At 59.9% G+C, this 16,067-nt stretch carries 14 protein-coding genes; 12 read left to right on the plus strand and 2 right to left on the minus strand.

What is annotated here, in order from left to right:
- The first annotated feature begins 69 nt into the window (after positions 1 to 69).
- From PY650_RS26155 to glmM, 8 genes are all read left to right on the plus strand, one after another.
- The gene (locus tag PY650_RS26155) at positions 70 to 423 is read left to right on the plus strand and encodes a hypothetical protein (protein WP_285882496.1); all 354 of its coding nucleotides are present in this window, start codon (positions 70 to 72) and stop codon (positions 421 to 423) included.
- Positions 423 to 1,748, plus strand: a complete 1,326-nt coding sequence (gene tolB, locus PY650_RS26160) for a Tol-Pal system beta propeller repeat protein TolB (protein ID WP_432761585.1) — start codon at positions 423 to 425, stop codon at positions 1,746 to 1,748. Before PY650_RS26155 ends, tolB begins: the two co-directional genes overlap by 1 nt.
- 152 nt (positions 1,749 to 1,900) lie before the next feature.
- Positions 1,901 to 2,431: a peptidoglycan-associated lipoprotein Pal gene (gene pal / locus PY650_RS26165; protein WP_285882498.1), complete on the plus strand. Its 531-nt coding sequence runs from the start codon at positions 1,901 to 1,903 to the stop codon at positions 2,429 to 2,431.
- A 159-nt stretch (positions 2,432 to 2,590) separates the two neighbouring features.
- Positions 2,591 to 3,628, plus strand: a complete 1,038-nt coding sequence (gene ybgF, locus PY650_RS26170; protein WP_285882499.1) for a tol-pal system protein YbgF — start codon at positions 2,591 to 2,593, stop codon at positions 3,626 to 3,628.
- Positions 3,629 to 3,633: 5 nt separating this feature from the next.
- The gene (gene tilS, locus PY650_RS26175) at positions 3,634 to 4,959 is read left to right on the plus strand and encodes a tRNA lysidine(34) synthetase TilS (RefSeq protein WP_285882500.1); all 1,326 of its coding nucleotides are present in this window, start codon (positions 3,634 to 3,636) and stop codon (positions 4,957 to 4,959) included.
- A gap of 124 nt (positions 4,960 to 5,083) precedes the next feature.
- The gene (gene ftsH, locus PY650_RS26180) at positions 5,084 to 7,027 is read left to right on the plus strand and encodes an ATP-dependent zinc metalloprotease FtsH (protein ID WP_285882501.1); all 1,944 of its coding nucleotides are present in this window, start codon (positions 5,084 to 5,086) and stop codon (positions 7,025 to 7,027) included.
- Positions 7,028 to 7,180: 153 nt separating this feature from the next.
- Complete coding sequence (locus PY650_RS26185) at positions 7,181 to 7,390, plus strand: GDCCVxC domain-containing (seleno)protein (RefSeq protein WP_432761586.1); 210 nt, start codon at positions 7,181 to 7,183, stop codon at positions 7,388 to 7,390.
- A 304-nt stretch (positions 7,391 to 7,694) separates the two neighbouring features.
- On the plus strand, positions 7,695 to 9,047 hold the full coding sequence (gene glmM / locus PY650_RS26190; protein WP_285882503.1) for a phosphoglucosamine mutase: 1,353 nt from the start codon (positions 7,695 to 7,697) through the stop codon (positions 9,045 to 9,047).
- Between the two features lie 84 nt (positions 9,048 to 9,131).
- Here glmM and PY650_RS26195 read toward each other — a convergent pair whose 3' ends face one another.
- Positions 9,132 to 9,686, minus strand: a complete 555-nt coding sequence (locus PY650_RS26195) for an SH3 domain-containing protein (protein ID WP_285882504.1) — start codon at positions 9,684 to 9,686, stop codon at positions 9,132 to 9,134.
- A gap of 319 nt (positions 9,687 to 10,005) precedes the next feature.
- Between PY650_RS26195 and PY650_RS26200 the strand changes: the two genes are divergently transcribed.
- Positions 10,006 to 10,848, plus strand: a complete 843-nt coding sequence (locus tag PY650_RS26200; RefSeq protein ID WP_285882505.1) for an outer membrane protein — start codon at positions 10,006 to 10,008, stop codon at positions 10,846 to 10,848.
- Between the two features lie 249 nt (positions 10,849 to 11,097).
- The gene (locus PY650_RS26205; RefSeq protein WP_285882506.1) at positions 11,098 to 11,925 is read left to right on the plus strand and encodes an outer membrane protein; all 828 of its coding nucleotides are present in this window, start codon (positions 11,098 to 11,100) and stop codon (positions 11,923 to 11,925) included.
- Positions 11,926 to 11,933: 8 nt separating this feature from the next.
- On the opposite strand, the gene PY650_RS26210 is transcribed toward PY650_RS26205, so the two are convergent.
- Positions 11,934 to 12,725, minus strand: coding sequence for a glycosyltransferase family 25 protein (locus PY650_RS26210; RefSeq protein WP_285882507.1), 792 nt, complete (start codon positions 12,723 to 12,725; stop codon positions 11,934 to 11,936).
- A 268-nt stretch (positions 12,726 to 12,993) separates the two neighbouring features.
- Here PY650_RS26210 and PY650_RS26215 point away from each other — a divergent pair, with 268 nt between their 5' ends.
- Together PY650_RS26215 and serA are read left to right on the plus strand one after the other, a co-directional pair.
- Entirely contained in the window at positions 12,994 to 14,172 is a 1,179-nt protein-coding gene (locus tag PY650_RS26215; RefSeq protein WP_285882508.1) for a phosphoserine transaminase, read from the plus strand.
- Positions 14,173 to 14,319: 147 nt separating this feature from the next.
- Entirely contained in the window at positions 14,320 to 15,915 is a 1,596-nt protein-coding gene (serA, locus tag PY650_RS26220; protein ID WP_285882509.1) for a phosphoglycerate dehydrogenase, read from the plus strand.
- Positions 15,916 to 16,067 lie beyond the last annotated feature (152 nt).

The following is a 16,067-nucleotide window of genomic DNA, read 5'->3' on the forward strand; positions in this document are numbered from 1 at the left end:
TCAACGAACCACTGTCTCCGTTTCCGCCTCCCATTGTTTGCGGCCCTCGGGATCATGCTGGCAGGTTCCGTGTCTGCGCAGCCCGCGACGGCCGCTGGCGCACATCAGCTTGAACGTGCGGTTGCGGAAAGCATTCGCGAGAAAGTCGCAGAGAACTGTAACCTCATACCGGGTCTGTCTGGTATGAGGAACGTCCACGTTCAAATCCGCCTCAGGCTCGATCGTGGCGGCCAGATCGCGGGAGAGCCGGAAGTCAGCACAAGGGGCGGCCCTAAAGAGACGCGGATTGCTGTTGCGACAAGCGCTGTGCGCGCCGTCCTCAGGGCGGCACCTTTCAAAAACTTGCCGCAGGCTCAATTCGACAATGAAACTAGCTCGGTCGAAGTCATTCTAAACTTCACACCGGGCGACATGGCGCTTTAATGCTGAAAGGCTTGGCACATATGATCAGAAAATCCTTCGTTCGTCTCCTGCTGGTTCTGGCAGGCCTGACGGCAGCCCTCGCCACTCCGGCCTATGCTGTGGTTGAACTCAATATCAACAAGGGCAATGTCCAGCCCATGCCGATCGCCATCACCGACCTTCTGTCGAATGATGGCGTGGGTGCTCAGGTTTCAAGCGTCATTGCCGCCGACCTGCAGCGGTCCGGCCTGTTCGCGCCGATCAATAAGCAGGCATTTATAGAGAAAATCAGCAATCCCGATTCGACGCCGCGCTTCCAGGACTGGACGGCAATCAACGCACAGGCGCTGGTGACTGGCCGGGTGACGCAGGAGGGCGGTCGCCTTCGCGCCGAGTTCCGACTGTGGGACACCTATGGCAACCAGCAGATGGTCGGTCAGCAATTCTATGCGCAGCCGGACAATTGGCGCCGCGTCGCCCACATCATCGCCGATGCGATCTATGAGAAGATCACCGGCGAGAAGGGCTATTTCGATACGCGCGTTGTCTTCGTTGCCGAAAGCGGTCCGAAGACGGCGCGCAAGACGCAGCTTGGCATCATGGATCAAGATGGCTTCAATGCACGCATGCTGACGGATGGCAGCGATCTCGTGCTGACGCCGCGCTTCTCGCCGAACCGGCAGGAGGTCACCTACATGTCCTTCGCCAACCAGCAGCCGCGCGTCTATCTCCTGCAGCTTCAGACCGGTCAGCGCGAGCTGGTCGGCAACTTCCCGGGCATGACCTTCTCGCCGCGTTTCTCGCCGGATGGCCAGCGGGTGATCATGAGCCTGCAGCAGGAAGGTAACGCCAACATTTATACGATGGATCTGCGTTCGCGTACGACGACCCGCCTGACTTCGACGGCGGCAATCGACACGTCGCCGTCCTATTCGCCCGACGGCACGCAGATTGCCTTCGAAAGCGACCGCGGCGGCAAGCAGCAGATCTACGTGATGAATGCGGATGGCTCCAACCAGCACCGCATCTCCTTCGGTGACGGCTCCTATTCGACGCCGGTCTGGTCGCCGCGCGGCGACCTCATCGCCTTCACCAAACAGTCCGGTCAGACCTTCTCGATCGGCGTGATGAAGACGGACGGTTCGGGTGAACGCCTGCTGACCTCGGGTTTCCATAATGAGGGCCCGACCTGGGCGCCGAATGGGCGCGTTATTATGTTCTTCCGCGAACCGCAGGGCGCCAGCGGGCCGCAGCTCTACTCGATCGATCTGACGGGCTACAACGAGCAGAAGATCCCGACCCCGGGTTTCGCCTCCGACCCAGCCTGGTCGCCGCTTCTCGAGTAGTTTGGGGCGCGTCACTTTATCGCCGCAAAGTCCTGTGAGTGGACCACTTCGGGACAACTTTAGGACACTATTAACCATATTTGTTGGAATCGGATTAACCGAACCCGGTTACAGTCTGGCAACCCTGATAAAGACTTAAGGAGAGACCGGCGATGAGCCGCATAGCAACCCCGGCCGTTGGCCATATGCAAAACCTCGCTCGCAACCCAATCATGATCGCGCTTTTCGTTGGCCTTTCTCTGGCCGGCTGCGCCTCCAAGAAGGGCTTGCCGAACGATGCCAACGGCCTTGGCCTCAACGGTGGCAACGCCGCTCCCGGCTCGCCGCAGGACTTCACGGTTAACGTCGGCGACCGCATCTTCTTCGATACCGATAGCTCCTCGATCCGTGCCGACGCCGCCCAGACGCTCGACCGTCAGGCTCAGTGGCTCGCCCGCTACCCGCGCTACCAAATCACCGTCGAAGGCCATGCCGACGAACGCGGCACGCGCGAATATAACCTGGCTCTCGGCGCGCGTCGCGCTGCCGCGACCAAGGATTACCTCGTTTCTCGCGGTGTTCCGGCTCAGCGCATGAAGACGATCTCCTACGGCAAGGAACGTCCGGTCGCGACTTGCGACGACATTTCCTGCTGGTCGCAGAACCGTCGCGCCGTCACGGTGCTCAACGGCGCCGGTTCCTGATTACGTCGAATCCGGTCAAAATGCACAAAGGCGGTCCTCGTGGCCGCCTTTACTTTTTTGACCACACTTTGGCCGAACTCAATTGCTTTTTGAGGTTAATTGTAAAAATCTCCTGTTCGTGCCCAGGGCGCGAAGAATCAATGGGACAGGATGATCCAAATGAGAAGACTTGTCGTGGCGAGCTTGCTTTGTCTCGCCGCCGTCGCTGGTAGTGAGCGTGACGCCTCTGCCTTATCGCTTTTCGGAGTTCACCTAGGTGGTCGCAGCACTTCGGAACAGCCTGTTCCGGATAGCGCGGTTCCACAGGGGCAGGGACAGTTCGGGCAAGCCCCTGTCATCAACGTCCAAAACAGCGATGCCGAAGTCCGCTTGCAGCAGCTTGAAGACCAGATGCGCCAGCTGAACGGCCGCGTCGAAGAGATGAGCTATCAGTTGCTGCAGATGCAGGAGCAGATCCGCAAGACCCAGGAGGACAATGAATTCCGCTTCCAGCAGCTTGAAAAGCGCGGTGGAGGTAGCGGTGCGGCGGGCGCCGGCGCCGCCCCAATGAAGAAGAGCGAAGCCGATATCCCGGCTCAAGGTGCGGGTGGCGGTCAGCAACAGGACGATATCGCCGGCGTCATCAGCGATTCGCAAGGCGGTAATGCACCGGGTGCAGCGCCGCAGAGCGGTGGTCCCGGCAAGCCGCCGACCCAGCTCGGCTCGATCCAGTTCGATCCGAGCGGCAAACAGGTAGGCACGACGGCGACACGGGCCAACAATGGCTCGGCTGTTCCGCCCGCTGCAGGGGCCGGAACACAGACGGCCTCGCTCGGCAACGAAGGCGATCAGTATAAAGCGGCCTATGGCCACGTCCTGTCCGGCGACTACGGTGTCGCCGAACAGGAGTTCCGCCAGTACCTCGACAGCTATCCGAATAGCGCCCGGGCGGCTGATGCCAATTTCTGGCTCGGTGAAGCGCTTTATTCGCAAGGCAAATACAATGATGCTGCCAAGACTTTCCTGAACGCGCACCAGAAATACGCCACCTCGGAAAAGGCGCCGGAAATGCTTTTGAAGCTTGGCATGTCGCTCGCCGCACTGGATAACAAGGACACGGCCTGCGCGACACTGCGCGAAGTGACCAAGCGCTATCCGAAGGCTTCGAAGGCCGTTACCACCAAAGTAGCCAGTGAACAAAAGCGCCTTGCCTGCTGACCCCGATGTCCAATGATGCTGTGACCGGTGCTGCCACAGCCCAAATGCCGGACATTGCGGCCGCCCATTTCATTGATTCCCTTTTCAAGCCTGCCCATATTCTGGTCGCCATTTCCGGCGGCAGCGATTCCACCGGTTTATTGGCCGCGCTCGCCGAACAGCTGAAATCCTCCCCGAATTCCGACATCGCCCTTTCCGCGGCGACCATCGATCATGGCCTGCGGGTAGGGTCCGCGGAGGAAGCGCGCGATGTCGCCGCTTTCTGCGCAACGCTTGGCGTGCCCCATATTGTCCGCCGGTGGGAGGGCGAGAAGCCAAAGAACGGTATAATGGCTGCCGCTCGTGAGGCGCGTTATGGGCTGCTTGCGGATATCGCCGCCGAAATCTCCGCCAATCTTGTCGTTACGGCTCACACGCTTGACGACCAGCACGAGACGTTGGCTATGCGCGCAGCACGTCTGCGTGAAGGCGAGGGCGGAGCCGGCACCGGCATTGCAGACGCGACGCTCTTCGATCGACGCCTGTGGATCGTCAGGCCGTTTCTCGCCTGCCGGCGGGCAGATATTCGCGACTATCTCATGGGGCGTGGCATGTCCTGGCTGGACGATCCGAGCAATGAGGATGTCCGCTACGAACGTGTACGCACACGAAAGCGCTTGGCGGAGGGGGATATCGCGTCAATCTCCGTGCCTGATGGCGGTGTAGCCCGTGCGGCACTCTCGGCGGAAGCCGCAGCCTGGCTGGACAGACACGTGACTGTCAATGCGGACGTCCTCTGCGCAATCGGACGGGATGGGCTGGCGGTCGACGAGGCCGTGCTCTCTTACGCGCTGTCCTACCTTGCCGCGGTATTTGGCGGTGGATCCTATCGGCCAGGCCGGGAGCGGATGCGCCGCGTCCTGGATTTCATCGGCGAGGATAGGCCGGGGCGGCGTGCCGCGGGCGGAGTCGTCTTCGACCTGCGTCGGGATGGGCTTTATCTCATGCGTGAAAGCCGCGACATCCGGCCGCTTGTGCTTGCGTCAGGAACCGATGGTGTGTGGGATGGCCGCTTTCGGATCGCCAATCACGGTCCGACCACCATCCGTGTCGAAGCGGCGGGGGCGAGCGGTTGGGCGAAGTTTGCGGAAAGGTTGCCTAAAGGTGCTGTGCAGCGCGCAAGGGCGGTTTTGCCGCGGATTGTCGCCTGCGATGGCGACAACGACACGTCAGTCGCAATTGCGCCTTATCTCGCGCCTTTCGACCGCTTTTTGACACGATTCGATCTCACATTCGCGGATCGGTTGGCGGCCTGCTTTGGCCGTGAAGCCTATATGCCGCCGCCGCTTTGAGACTTATTGACGGAAAAAGCGTGTGGCGATGCGGTTTGCCTTGGCAAGGGCTTGGCGCAACCCTATGTTAGGGATCAAGTAATGCCGCCGTTTAGCGGCGGAAGTTTCAGTGCTGGGGAGTTCGATGAACCCTAATTTTCGTAATTTCGCTCTGTGGGCAATCATAGCTTTGCTGTTGATTGCTCTGTTCAGCATGTTCCAGAACGCGCCGGCACAAACAGGCTCCAGAGAAATTCCATATTCGCAATTCCTCCGTGAAGTTGATTCCGGCCGAGTCCGTGACGTGACCGTCACCGGCAATCGCGTGGTCGGCAGCTATGTCGAAAATGGAACACCTTTCCAGACCTATGCCCCGGTCGTGGACGACAGCCTGCTTGAGCGCCTGCAAAATAAGAACGTGAACATTGTCGGCCGTCCGGAATCGGATGGCTCTTCGAGCTTCCTGAGCTATCTCGGCACGCTGCTGCCGATGCTCCTGATCCTCGGTGTCTGGTTGTTCTTCATGCGGCAGATGCAGGGTGGCTCGCGCGGTGCGATGGGCTTCGGCAAGTCCAAGGCCAAGCTTTTGACCGAGGCGCATGGCCGCGTCACCTTCGATGATGTAGCCGGTGTCGACGAAGCCAAGCAGGATCTGGAAGAAATCGTTGAATTCCTGCGTGATCCGCAGAAGTTCCAGCGACTTGGCGGCCGTATCCCACGTGGCGTTCTGCTCGTCGGTCCTCCCGGTACGGGTAAGACGCTTCTGGCGCGCGCCATCGCCGGCGAAGCCAATGTGCCGTTCTTTACCATTTCCGGTTCAGACTTCGTTGAAATGTTCGTCGGCGTCGGCGCCAGCCGCGTCCGCGATATGTTCGAACAAGCCAAGAAGAATGCGCCCTGCATCATCTTCATCGACGAAATCGACGCCGTCGGCCGCCATCGTGGCGCTGGTCTCGGCGGTGGTAACGATGAACGCGAGCAGACGCTGAACCAGTTGCTGGTCGAGATGGATGGCTTCGAGGCCAATGAAGGCATCATCCTTATCGCGGCCACCAACCGCCCTGACGTTCTCGACCCGGCGCTGCTGCGTCCAGGCCGCTTCGACCGCCAGGTCGTCGTGCCGAACCCGGACATCATCGGCCGCGAGCGTATCCTGAAGGTCCATGCCCGCAACGTTCCGCTTGCTCCGAATGTCGACTTAAAGACGCTTGCCCGCGGTACGCCCGGCTTTTCCGGAGCGGACTTGATGAACCTTGTCAACGAAGCCGCCCTGATGGCTGCCCGCCGCAACAAGCGTCTGGTTACCATGCAGGAGTTTGAGGACGCCAAGGACAAGATCATGATGGGCGCCGAGCGCCGCTCTTCGGCGATGACCGAAGCGGAAAAGAAGCTCACGGCCTATCACGAAGCCGGTCACGCTATCACGGCGCTCAATGTTGCCGTTGCCGATCCGCTGCACAAGGCGACCATTATTCCGCGCGGCCGTGCGCTGGGAATGGTCATGCAACTTCCCGAGGGCGATCGCTACTCGATGAGCTACAAGTGGATGGTGTCGCGCCTCTGCATCATGATGGGCGGCCGCGTCGCGGAAGAACTGACCTTCGGCAAGGAGAATATCACCTCCGGTGCGTCCTCGGATATCGAGCAGGCGACCAAGCTTGCCCGCGCCATGGTCACGCAGTGGGGCTTCTCCGACGAACTCGGTCAGGTCGCCTATGGGGAAAACCAGCAGGAGGTCTTCCTCGGCCACTCTGTCTCGCAGTCGAAGAATGTTTCGGAATCCACGGCGCAGAAGATCGACAACGAGGTGCGCCGCCTGATCGACCAGGCCTATCAGCAGGCCAGGGACATCCTCACCGAGAAGCACGACGAGTTCGTGGCACTGGCCGAAGGCCTGCTCGAATACGAAACGCTGACAGGCGAAGAGATCAAGGCGCTAATTCGCGGCGAAAAGCCTGCCCGCGATCTCGGCGACGATACGCCCCCCAGTCGTGGCTCGGCAGTGCCGAAGACCGGCGCCAAGAAGGACGGCTCACTGGGCACCAAGGGTGACGAACCCGAAGGCGGTTTCGAACCGCAGCCGCGTTGACCGCGGGGCCGATTGAACATGTGAACGAAGAGGCCGGTTCTCCTTTTAGCGAGGAACCGGCCTTTTCTTGACAGTCGAGGGTAACGAGTGGGGCCGGTCTTATCGTCGGCGTTGCCCTACGGACGATCGGAGATCTCTATGCGTGAAGCATCCGTGATCCTCAGTTCAACGATTACCTGTCCGATCTGCCGCTTCCAGGCGACGGAAACGATGCCAACCGACGCCTGCCAATATTTCTATGAATGCAAAGGCTGCGGTGCCATCCTTCGGCCAAAGGTCGGCGATTGTTGCGTGTTCTGCTCATACGGAACCGTTCCTTGTCCACCAATCCAGGCTCAGGGCGGGCGAGGCAGCTGCTGTTAATCGGAACGAGCGCAAGTATAAGGATGCGAGGATGGTCGTGATTTCCAACTGTCCCCATACCAACGGTGAGCGCATTTACGCCGATAGACTAGGAGGCTGGTCCCGTTTCATTGGGGGATCGGCCCTTTTTAGTGCTTATTAACGGTAACGCGTTGTAATACGCTTTCTCGGTAATTTAAGTGCCGAGTTTTGCAATCTATGGCATGAGCCTCAAGCATCGATGTTCGCGCCGCGCCCGGCATTCAGGGTAGGTGAACGGGATGCCGCAGTCCCGCCGAGGGACGCCGCAATCACGGGAGTGCATATGAAACGTCGCTATTTCGGAACGGACGGAATCCGCGGTCAATCCAATATCTATCCGATGACGCCGGATCTCGCCATGCGCGTGGGCATCGCCGCCGGCACGATCTTCCATCGAGGCAGTCATCGCCATCGAGTGGTCATCGGTAAAGATACGCGTCTCTCCGGCTATATGCTGGAAAACGCCATGGTGGCGGGCTTCACCGCAGCCGGTGTCGATGCGTTCGTTCTCGGCCCAATCCCGACGCCCGCTGTCGCGATGTTGACGCGGTCGCTTCGCGCGGACATAGGCGTGATGATCTCCGCTTCGCATAATCCTTACGAAGACAACGGCATCAAGCTTTTCGGCCCCGACGGCTACAAGCTCTCCGACGATCTCGAAACGAAGATCGAGGATCTGCTGGAAAAGGACATGACGGCGCATCTTGCCAAGTCCGAGAACATCGGCCGCGCCAAGCGCGTCGACGGCGTGCATGACCGCTATATCGAACATGCTAAGCGTACGTTGCCGCGCGATGTGACGCTGCAGGGCCTGCGCATCGCCATCGACTGCGCTAATGGCGCCGCCTACAAGGTCGCGCCGGCCGTGCTCTGGGAACTCGGTGCCGATGTCGTCACCATCGGCAACGAGCCGAACGGCACCAATATCAACCTCAATTGCGGCTCCACCAGTCCGGTCGCACTGCAGAAGAAGGTTGACGAAGTGCGTGCTGATATCGGCATTGCGCTCGACGGTGACGCAGATCGCGTCATCATCGTCGACGAAACAGGCACGATCATCGATGGCGACCAACTGATGGCCGTTATTGCCGAGAGCTGGGCCGAGAGCCAGATGTTGCGTGGCAATGGCATCGTCGCCACCGTCATGTCCAATCTCGGTCTGGAGCGCTTCCTGGAAGATAAGGGCATGGCGCTTGCGCGCACAGCCGTCGGCGACCGTTATGTCGTCGAGCATATGCGCCAGCACAACTACAATGTCGGTGGCGAGCAGTCCGGCCATATCGTGCTCTCCGACTACGGCACGACTGGCGATGGTCTCGTGGCCGCGCTGCAGATCCTGGCTGCGGTCAAGCGCACCGGCAAGCCCGTCAGCGAAGTGTGCCGCCGTTTCGAACCGGTGCCGCAATTGCTGCGCAATGTCCGCATTTCCGGCGGCAAGCCACTGGAGGACATTCAAGTACGCAAGGCGATCGCGGATGCCGAAAACGAGCTGGCCCGCAACGGCCGCCTGGTCATTCGCCCCTCCGGCACCGAACCGCTGATCCGTGTCATGGCGGAAGGCGACGATCGCGGACAGATCGAACGCATCGTCGGCGGTCTGATCGATGTGATCTCAAACGTTCGCAACGCTGCCTGATCAGGGCTTCGGGCCATCAGAATATCGATAGCAGATCTGTGGCTGCCTCATCGAGGCGGCCACATCGCATAGTGCGTTCGAAGGTCACTGAAACATTTCGCCGGGGTAGGCTCCCCAAAGCGAGCTCTGCCTGATATAGCCGCTGGCGGAATGCTTCGGTACCGAGACGCTGCACCAGACGCCGGTGCAGGAGCCTAACGACAACAGAACGCCGGGTTGCAGTTCAGCGATGAGTGCGGCCGTTGTTTCCGAACCACTGCGCAGCATTGCGTTTGTCTTCAGCCACGGCGCGACAACGGCCGTACGCAACCCTGAAAGAAGTGCGCTGTGCATCCACCCGGTGGTGCCGACGTCATCGCGCACTTGTCGCCAATGGCCGTATTCGTCGATGATCTCCAGCGGCAAGCCAGGTTTCATATAGATCCATTTGGTGGGATAGATCGTTGATGGTCCGGCGCGCATACGCGCCCTGTGCGCTTTCAGGGACACAAAACGAGGGATCGGCAGCCCGCTCTCGCGCCCCTTGTTCCAACTCGTAGTCGCAAGGGGCTGTATCGGCGCTGGTCCGGCAAGGGCCGCCGTTGTCAGAAAGGTAAGCGCGAGGCAAAGGCCGGCACCCAGATTGCGAAAGCAAGTCAATGACTTCCTCCATATTTTACGCCCCGGCTTCGATCATGTTAACGACCTGACTATTGCCAATTGGTTTAAAATTGTCGGACGCTCGGCTTTGGGGGTGCTTCGGTTGCAGCGACGCGAAGAGCTTGATAGGCCGAAATATTCCTTTCCAGACTCTTAGTTTTATGAATTGCTAATGTACAGAACAAGTATATCCGCCAACGGAATAGAGTAAATATTCGTAGTTAAGCGGGTTTTAACCATTACCATTCATTATCCACATCATGTCTTTCGATTGGCAGGCGTTTGTCGTGCCAATCGCAATATATTTGGAGCCAAAGTCATGATGAAAACTTTGATTGGGGCCGCAGCTGTTTTGCTCGTCGGCACCTCCGCTTTTTCAGCCGATCTCTATACGCCGCCACCGGCGGCACCTGAAGTGGTCAGCCAATCGAGCGGTTGGTATCTGCGCGGCGACGTCGGTTACGTCTTCACCGATCTGCGCGGCGCCAACTATTTCCAAGGCTCCAACTCCAACATGCATGATTTCGATAGCGCCAGCCTCGACGACACTTGGTCGCTCGGCGGCGGTGTCGGTTATCAGGTCAACAACTACCTGCGTACGGACGTGACGCTGGACTACCTCTTCAAGTCCGATTTCCATGGCTCCACGAGCGGCGATTGCGGCGGCTGCGGCCCAGGCTTCACGGCAGTACCTGCGACCTCGCATGATGTGGCCTCGCTGACCGCCTACAGCTTGCTCGCCAACGCCTATGTCGATATCGGCACCTACGGCATCTTCACGCCATATGTGGGCGGCGGTCTCGGCGGCACCTACGTCAAATGGGACAAGCTGAAGAACACCTCCTGCTCCGACGACAATCCGGGCTCCTGCGACGAGACCGTCACGCATAACGGCCGCGGCGGCTGGCGCTTCACCTATGCGCTGATGGCGGGCACGTCGATCGACCTGTCGTGCAATCTCAAGGCCGACGTCGGCTATCGCTATCGCCATATAGAAGGCGGCGACATGTTCGGCTTCGCGGAAAACGGCGGCCCCGGTTACGACAAGGGCCTCAATTTGCACGAAGCCCGCATCGGCGCGCGTTACACCTTCGGCGGTTGCCAGACTGCAAGCTACATGCCGCCGGCCGAGATCCCGCCCCAGCCTGCAGTCTACAAATAAGCATCCTACGTCCAAGCCCTTGAAAAGTCGCCCGGTTCGTCCGGGCGGCTTTTCGTTTTTTGCTGTCGCCGTTAAGCAATTTAGCCGCATCTTAAATCTTCATTAACCATAAATTCCCTATGGTTAATGAAATGACAATGGCTGCGACCCGGCCCGGTCTCTCCACTTCGGAAGCCGGAACGATGGGTACCACAAGGGCCGGCCGGTTTGGAATGCGGGCACTTGCCCGAGGTTGGAAGGCGAGGGGTAATGATCCGTTTCGACGCTTTGGCGCTGGCCGCGATGATGGCGAGCGCGTTTGCGGGCACTGCTTTTGCAGCCGATCTGCCGCCGGAAATCAAGATGCCCGAAGTCAGCGTCAAGGATGCCCAGGGTTGGTACGTGCGCGGCGATGTCGGCTACGCGGTCAACGCCAGCCACGATGATACGACCTTCCGCACCTACGATCCCGCCAGCGGCTACGGCTCCGGGCGTTTCGATTCCGACCGCTTCAGCGGCGATTTTTCTGGTGGCCTCGGCGTCGGTTATCAGTTTAACGACCTCATCCGCGCCGATCTCACCGGTGACTATTTCAGCGGTGATTTCGATGGTCGCATGGCGAGCGTTTCGCCTTGCGCCGGCGGCGCAGGCGGCACGGGGTGCTCCACCAGGGCGCGGTCCTCTTTCAAAGCTGGCAGTCTTATGGCTAACGGCTATGTCGATCTCGGCACGCTCGCGGGCTTCACGCCCTATGTCGGTGCTGGCATCGGCGCGACCAGGGTCTCCTGGAGCAGCGTCAATGCCATCGGGTCCTGTGTGGACGGTGTCTCCGGCTGCGGCGGCGCCGCTTCAGTCAGCGCGCGTTATCCCGGCGAAAGCGACTGGCGCATGACTTACGCCTTGATGGCCGGCGTCACCTATGAGGTAACGCCGAATGTGAAGCTGGATCTTGGCTATCGCTTCTCGCACGTCGCCAGGGGCGACATGTTTCGCTATTCGGCTGCCGATACGGCCGCCGGCGCCGGCGGCACGATGGGCCGTGACGGAGCCCTGTCGCGACACGAGATCCGCATCGGTTTGCGAATCACTACCTGGTAGATTGCCGCCTATGGCGTCGTGAGCACGTAGGCGATCCGGCGAAAGAAATCCAAGGTACGGAAGAGATGCGCGGGAATGCGCTGCCATGCGGGGGATTTCGCGGCCCGATAGTCGCGTCGCCAGCCAATCATCGTCGTCTTCTGAAGCGGGCTGAAACCGACGACATTGCTGCGTGTGGTGAAGATCGATGTGTTCGTATCCCAACCGCGCTCGATCGCGACATCCCAGGGTAAGGACATGACCGCGAGCGACTTGACGATCTTTTGCGCGCCGCTGCGCGTCACCAGATAGCAGGCCGTCGAACCCTGCGGGCCGAAGAGGCAGCGGCCAATCACGTCTCCCGTGCGACTGTGCGCCGCCGCGCGGAAGCCGCCCCAGCGGTGATTGACAAGCTTGATCACCTCGGCGTTGGGAGCCGCTTCCTTTGCCGCCATGGCGCGGTCAAGAAGGTTGCTTTCCAGTGCGATGTCGTCTTCGATAATGACAGCAGATTCGCTGCCGTCGGCCAGGAATTGAAGCAGCGCCAGCAGGTGGCTGCGATAGCAACCATATTCACCAGGCAGGATTATTCTGCCGTGCCGTCGCCGGAAACGATCGTGATCGACGTCGATCCATTGCGATCGCTGCAAAAGAGCGCCATCGACACTTTCGACGCGCTCGATTCTTATGCCGAATGCATCGCTCTGTCGCTGAATTTCCGCCAACCTGTCCGTCGCCCGACCGATGTTGATGAGATAGACCGGCAGCGGCTGCACGGGCACGCTAAGGCTTTGGGAAAGTGCGCCTTGGTACAAAGACATTTGAAAGACGTTTGTTCGTTATTTGTCGGCGCCGACCATTCAACGCCCTTAACATATGGTGGGTGTCCGCGAAGATGCCAGCTTTTGTGTGGCTAACGTAACGCAATTGTGTGGTGCGAAGCTTATCCACCGGCATCATTGCTGCACGAAATCGTGAGCGCTTCCATCCGCTTCACTTTACCTATTGCGCCAACGGGTTGCTTCCAATATATCCGGCGGCGGGACACTCCTCCCCAACGAGGAGCTTTCTATCTGAGAGGATAGCATCATGACTAAGCTCGCAAAGCCGGACATCCGTCCGAACAATACCCATTTTTCTTCTGGCCCCTGCTCGAAGCGCCCCGGTTGGACGCTCGGTGCTCTTTCCGACGCGGCTCTTGGCCGTTCGCACCGTGCGAAAGTCGGCAAGGCCAAGCTGAAGCAGGCCATCGATCTCACCCGCGAAGTTCTTGAAGTGCCGGCGGACTATCGCATCGGCATCGTTCCGGCTTCCGACACCGGCGCCGTCGAAATGGCGCTCTGGTCGCTCCTTGGCGAGCGCGGCGTCGACATGCTCGCTTGGGAAAGCTTCGGTGCCGGCTGGGTTACCGACGTCGTCAAGCAGCTGAAGCTAAAGGACGTCCGCAAGCTTGAGGCCGGCTACGGCGAGCTGCCCGATCTTTCCGCTGTCGATTTCGACCGCGATGTGGTCTTCACCTGGAACGGCACGACCTCTGGCGTCCGTGTTCCGAGCGCCGATTTCATTCCGGCTGACCGCAAGGGCCTGACGATCTGCGACGCCACCTCGGCCGCTTTCGCGCAGGACCTCGATTTTGCCAAGCTCGATGTCGTCACCTTCTCCTGGCAGAAGGTCCTGGGCGGCGAGGGTGCGCATGGCATCATCATCCTTTCGCCACGCGCCGTCGAGCGCCTGACCACCTATCAGCCGGCTTGGCCGCTGCCGAAAATTTTCCGCATGACCAGCGGCGGCAAGCTGATCGAAGGCATCTTCACCGGCGAAACCATCAATACGCCGTCGATGCTTTGCGTCGAAGATTATATCGATGCGCTGCTCTGGGCGAAGGAACTCGGCGGCCTGAAGGCGCTGATCGGCCGCGCCGACGCCAACGCCAAGGTGATCCACGACTTCGTTGACGCCAATGATTGGATCGCCAATCTCGCCATCAAGGCCGAGACAGCGTCCAATACCTCCGTTTGCCTGAAGATCGTCGACAAGGATGTCGCCGCTCTCGATGCCGATGGCCAGGCGAATTTTGCCAAGGGCGTGGTCGCGCTTCTCGAAAAGGAAGGCGTCGCCTATGACGTCGGCCACTATCGCGACGCGCCTTCGGGCCTGCGCATCTGGGCGGGTGCGACGATCGAAGCCACCGACATGCAGAAGCTGATGCCCTGGCTCTCCTGGGCTTTCGAAACGCAGAAGGCGACGCTCTCCCAGGCTGCTGCCTGAGATCATAGCGTTCCCCGGCTCCGCCAAGAGGGCGGAGCCCAGCATTGGCGAATTTCTCGTTATATTCACGCAATTCCAGAGGGAAATCCGTTTCGCATTTTTCCCGGAATTGCTCGTCACCGCCGACCCTTTTTTCAGGAGGCCTCAATGGCACCTCGCGTTCTCGTATCCGACGAACTGTCGGAAACCGCCGTCCAGATCTTTCGCGATCGCGGCGTCGAAGTCGATTTCCAGCCGCAACTCGGCAAGGACAAAGACAAGCTGCTCGAAATCATCGGCAATTATGACGGCCTTGCCATCCGTTCCGCCACCAAGGTGACGGAAAAGATCATTGAAGCGGCGAAGAATCTGAAGGTCGTCGGTCGCGCCGGCATCGGCGTCGACAACGTCGATATCCCGGCCGCTTCGCGCCGCGGTATCATCGTCATGAACACGCCCTTCGGCAATTCGATCACAACAGCCGAGCACGCGATCGCCCTGATGTTCGCCGTTGCTCGGCAACTTCCTTCCGCCGACGCTTCGACCCAGGCAGGCAAGTGGGAAAAGTCGAAGTTTATGGGTGTCGAAATCACCGGCAAGACGCTCGGCGTCATCGGCGCCGGCAACATCGGCTCCATTGTCATTGCCCGCGCCATCGGCCTGAAGATGCATATCGTTGCCTATGACCCGTTCCTTTCAAAGGAACGGGCCGAGGAAATGGGTGTCGTCAAGGTCGAGCTCGACGAGCTTTTCGCCCGCGCTGATTTCATCACGTTGCACGTGCCGCTGACGGACAAGACGCGCAACATAATCGACGCCGACGCGCTTGCGAAGACGAAGCCTGGCGTGCGCATCATCAATTGCGCCCGCGGCGGTCTGGTGGATGAGGCAGCGCTTGCCGCAGCCATCAAGTCTGGCCATGTCGCTGGTGCCGCCTTCGACGTGTTCGAAGTCGAGCCTGCCAAGGAAAGCCCGCTATTCGGCCTACCGAACGTCGTCTGCACGCCGCATCTCGGCGCATCGACGACGGAAGCCCAGGAGAATGTCGCCTTACAGGTGGCCGAGCAGATGTCGGACTATCTGGTCAAGGGCGCGGTTTCCAACGCCATCAACATGCCCTCGATCACCGCCGAAGAAGCGCCGATCCTGAAGCCGTTTATCAAGCTTGCCGACGTCCTCGGCGCCTTCGTCGGCCAGGTGACGGAAGATCCGATCAAGGAAATCGAGATCCTCTACGACGGCGTCACCGCCGGCATGAACACCAAGGCGCTGACGAGTGCGCTATTGGCCGGCCTCATCCGCAACCAGGTTGCCGACGTCAACATGGTTTCGGCGCCGATCATGATCAAGGAAAAGGGCATCGTGCTCGCCGAGGTCAAGCGCGACAAGACCGGCGTCTATGACGGCTACATCAAGCTGACGGTCACCACCGATAGCATGACTCGCTCGATTGCCGGCACTGTCTTCTCCGATGGCAAGCCGCGCTTCATTCAGATCAAGGGCATCAATCTCGACGCCGATGTCGGCAGCCACATGGTCTATATCGCGAATACAGACGTTCCCGGCATGATCGGATTCATCGGCACGACGCTGGGTGCCGCCAATGTCAACATCGCCAACTTCCAGCTCGGCCGCGACAAGCAAGGCGGCGATGCTATCGCGCTGCTTTATGTCGATGGCCCGATCAACGACGAGGTTCTGACCAAGTTGACCGCCAACCAGGCAATCCGCCAGGCAAAGCCGCTGGTGTTCAACGTCGACTAAACTTGCTCCTCCCAAGAGCGACATGTGAGCCCGGTGCAGGAAACTGCGCCGGGCTTTTTGTTGGTGCGCCCAGCATGGGCGCATTCTTGTGGGTGGAAGTCCCACCGTGAGCTGGTCATGGCGAGCGAAGAGAAGCGCAACTGCGGAAGGGC

The sequence above is a fragment of the Martinezella calliandrae genome (genome assembly GCF_030272695.1).
Classification (GTDB): Bacteria; Pseudomonadota; Alphaproteobacteria; order Rhizobiales; family Rhizobiaceae; genus Rhizobium; species Rhizobium calliandrae.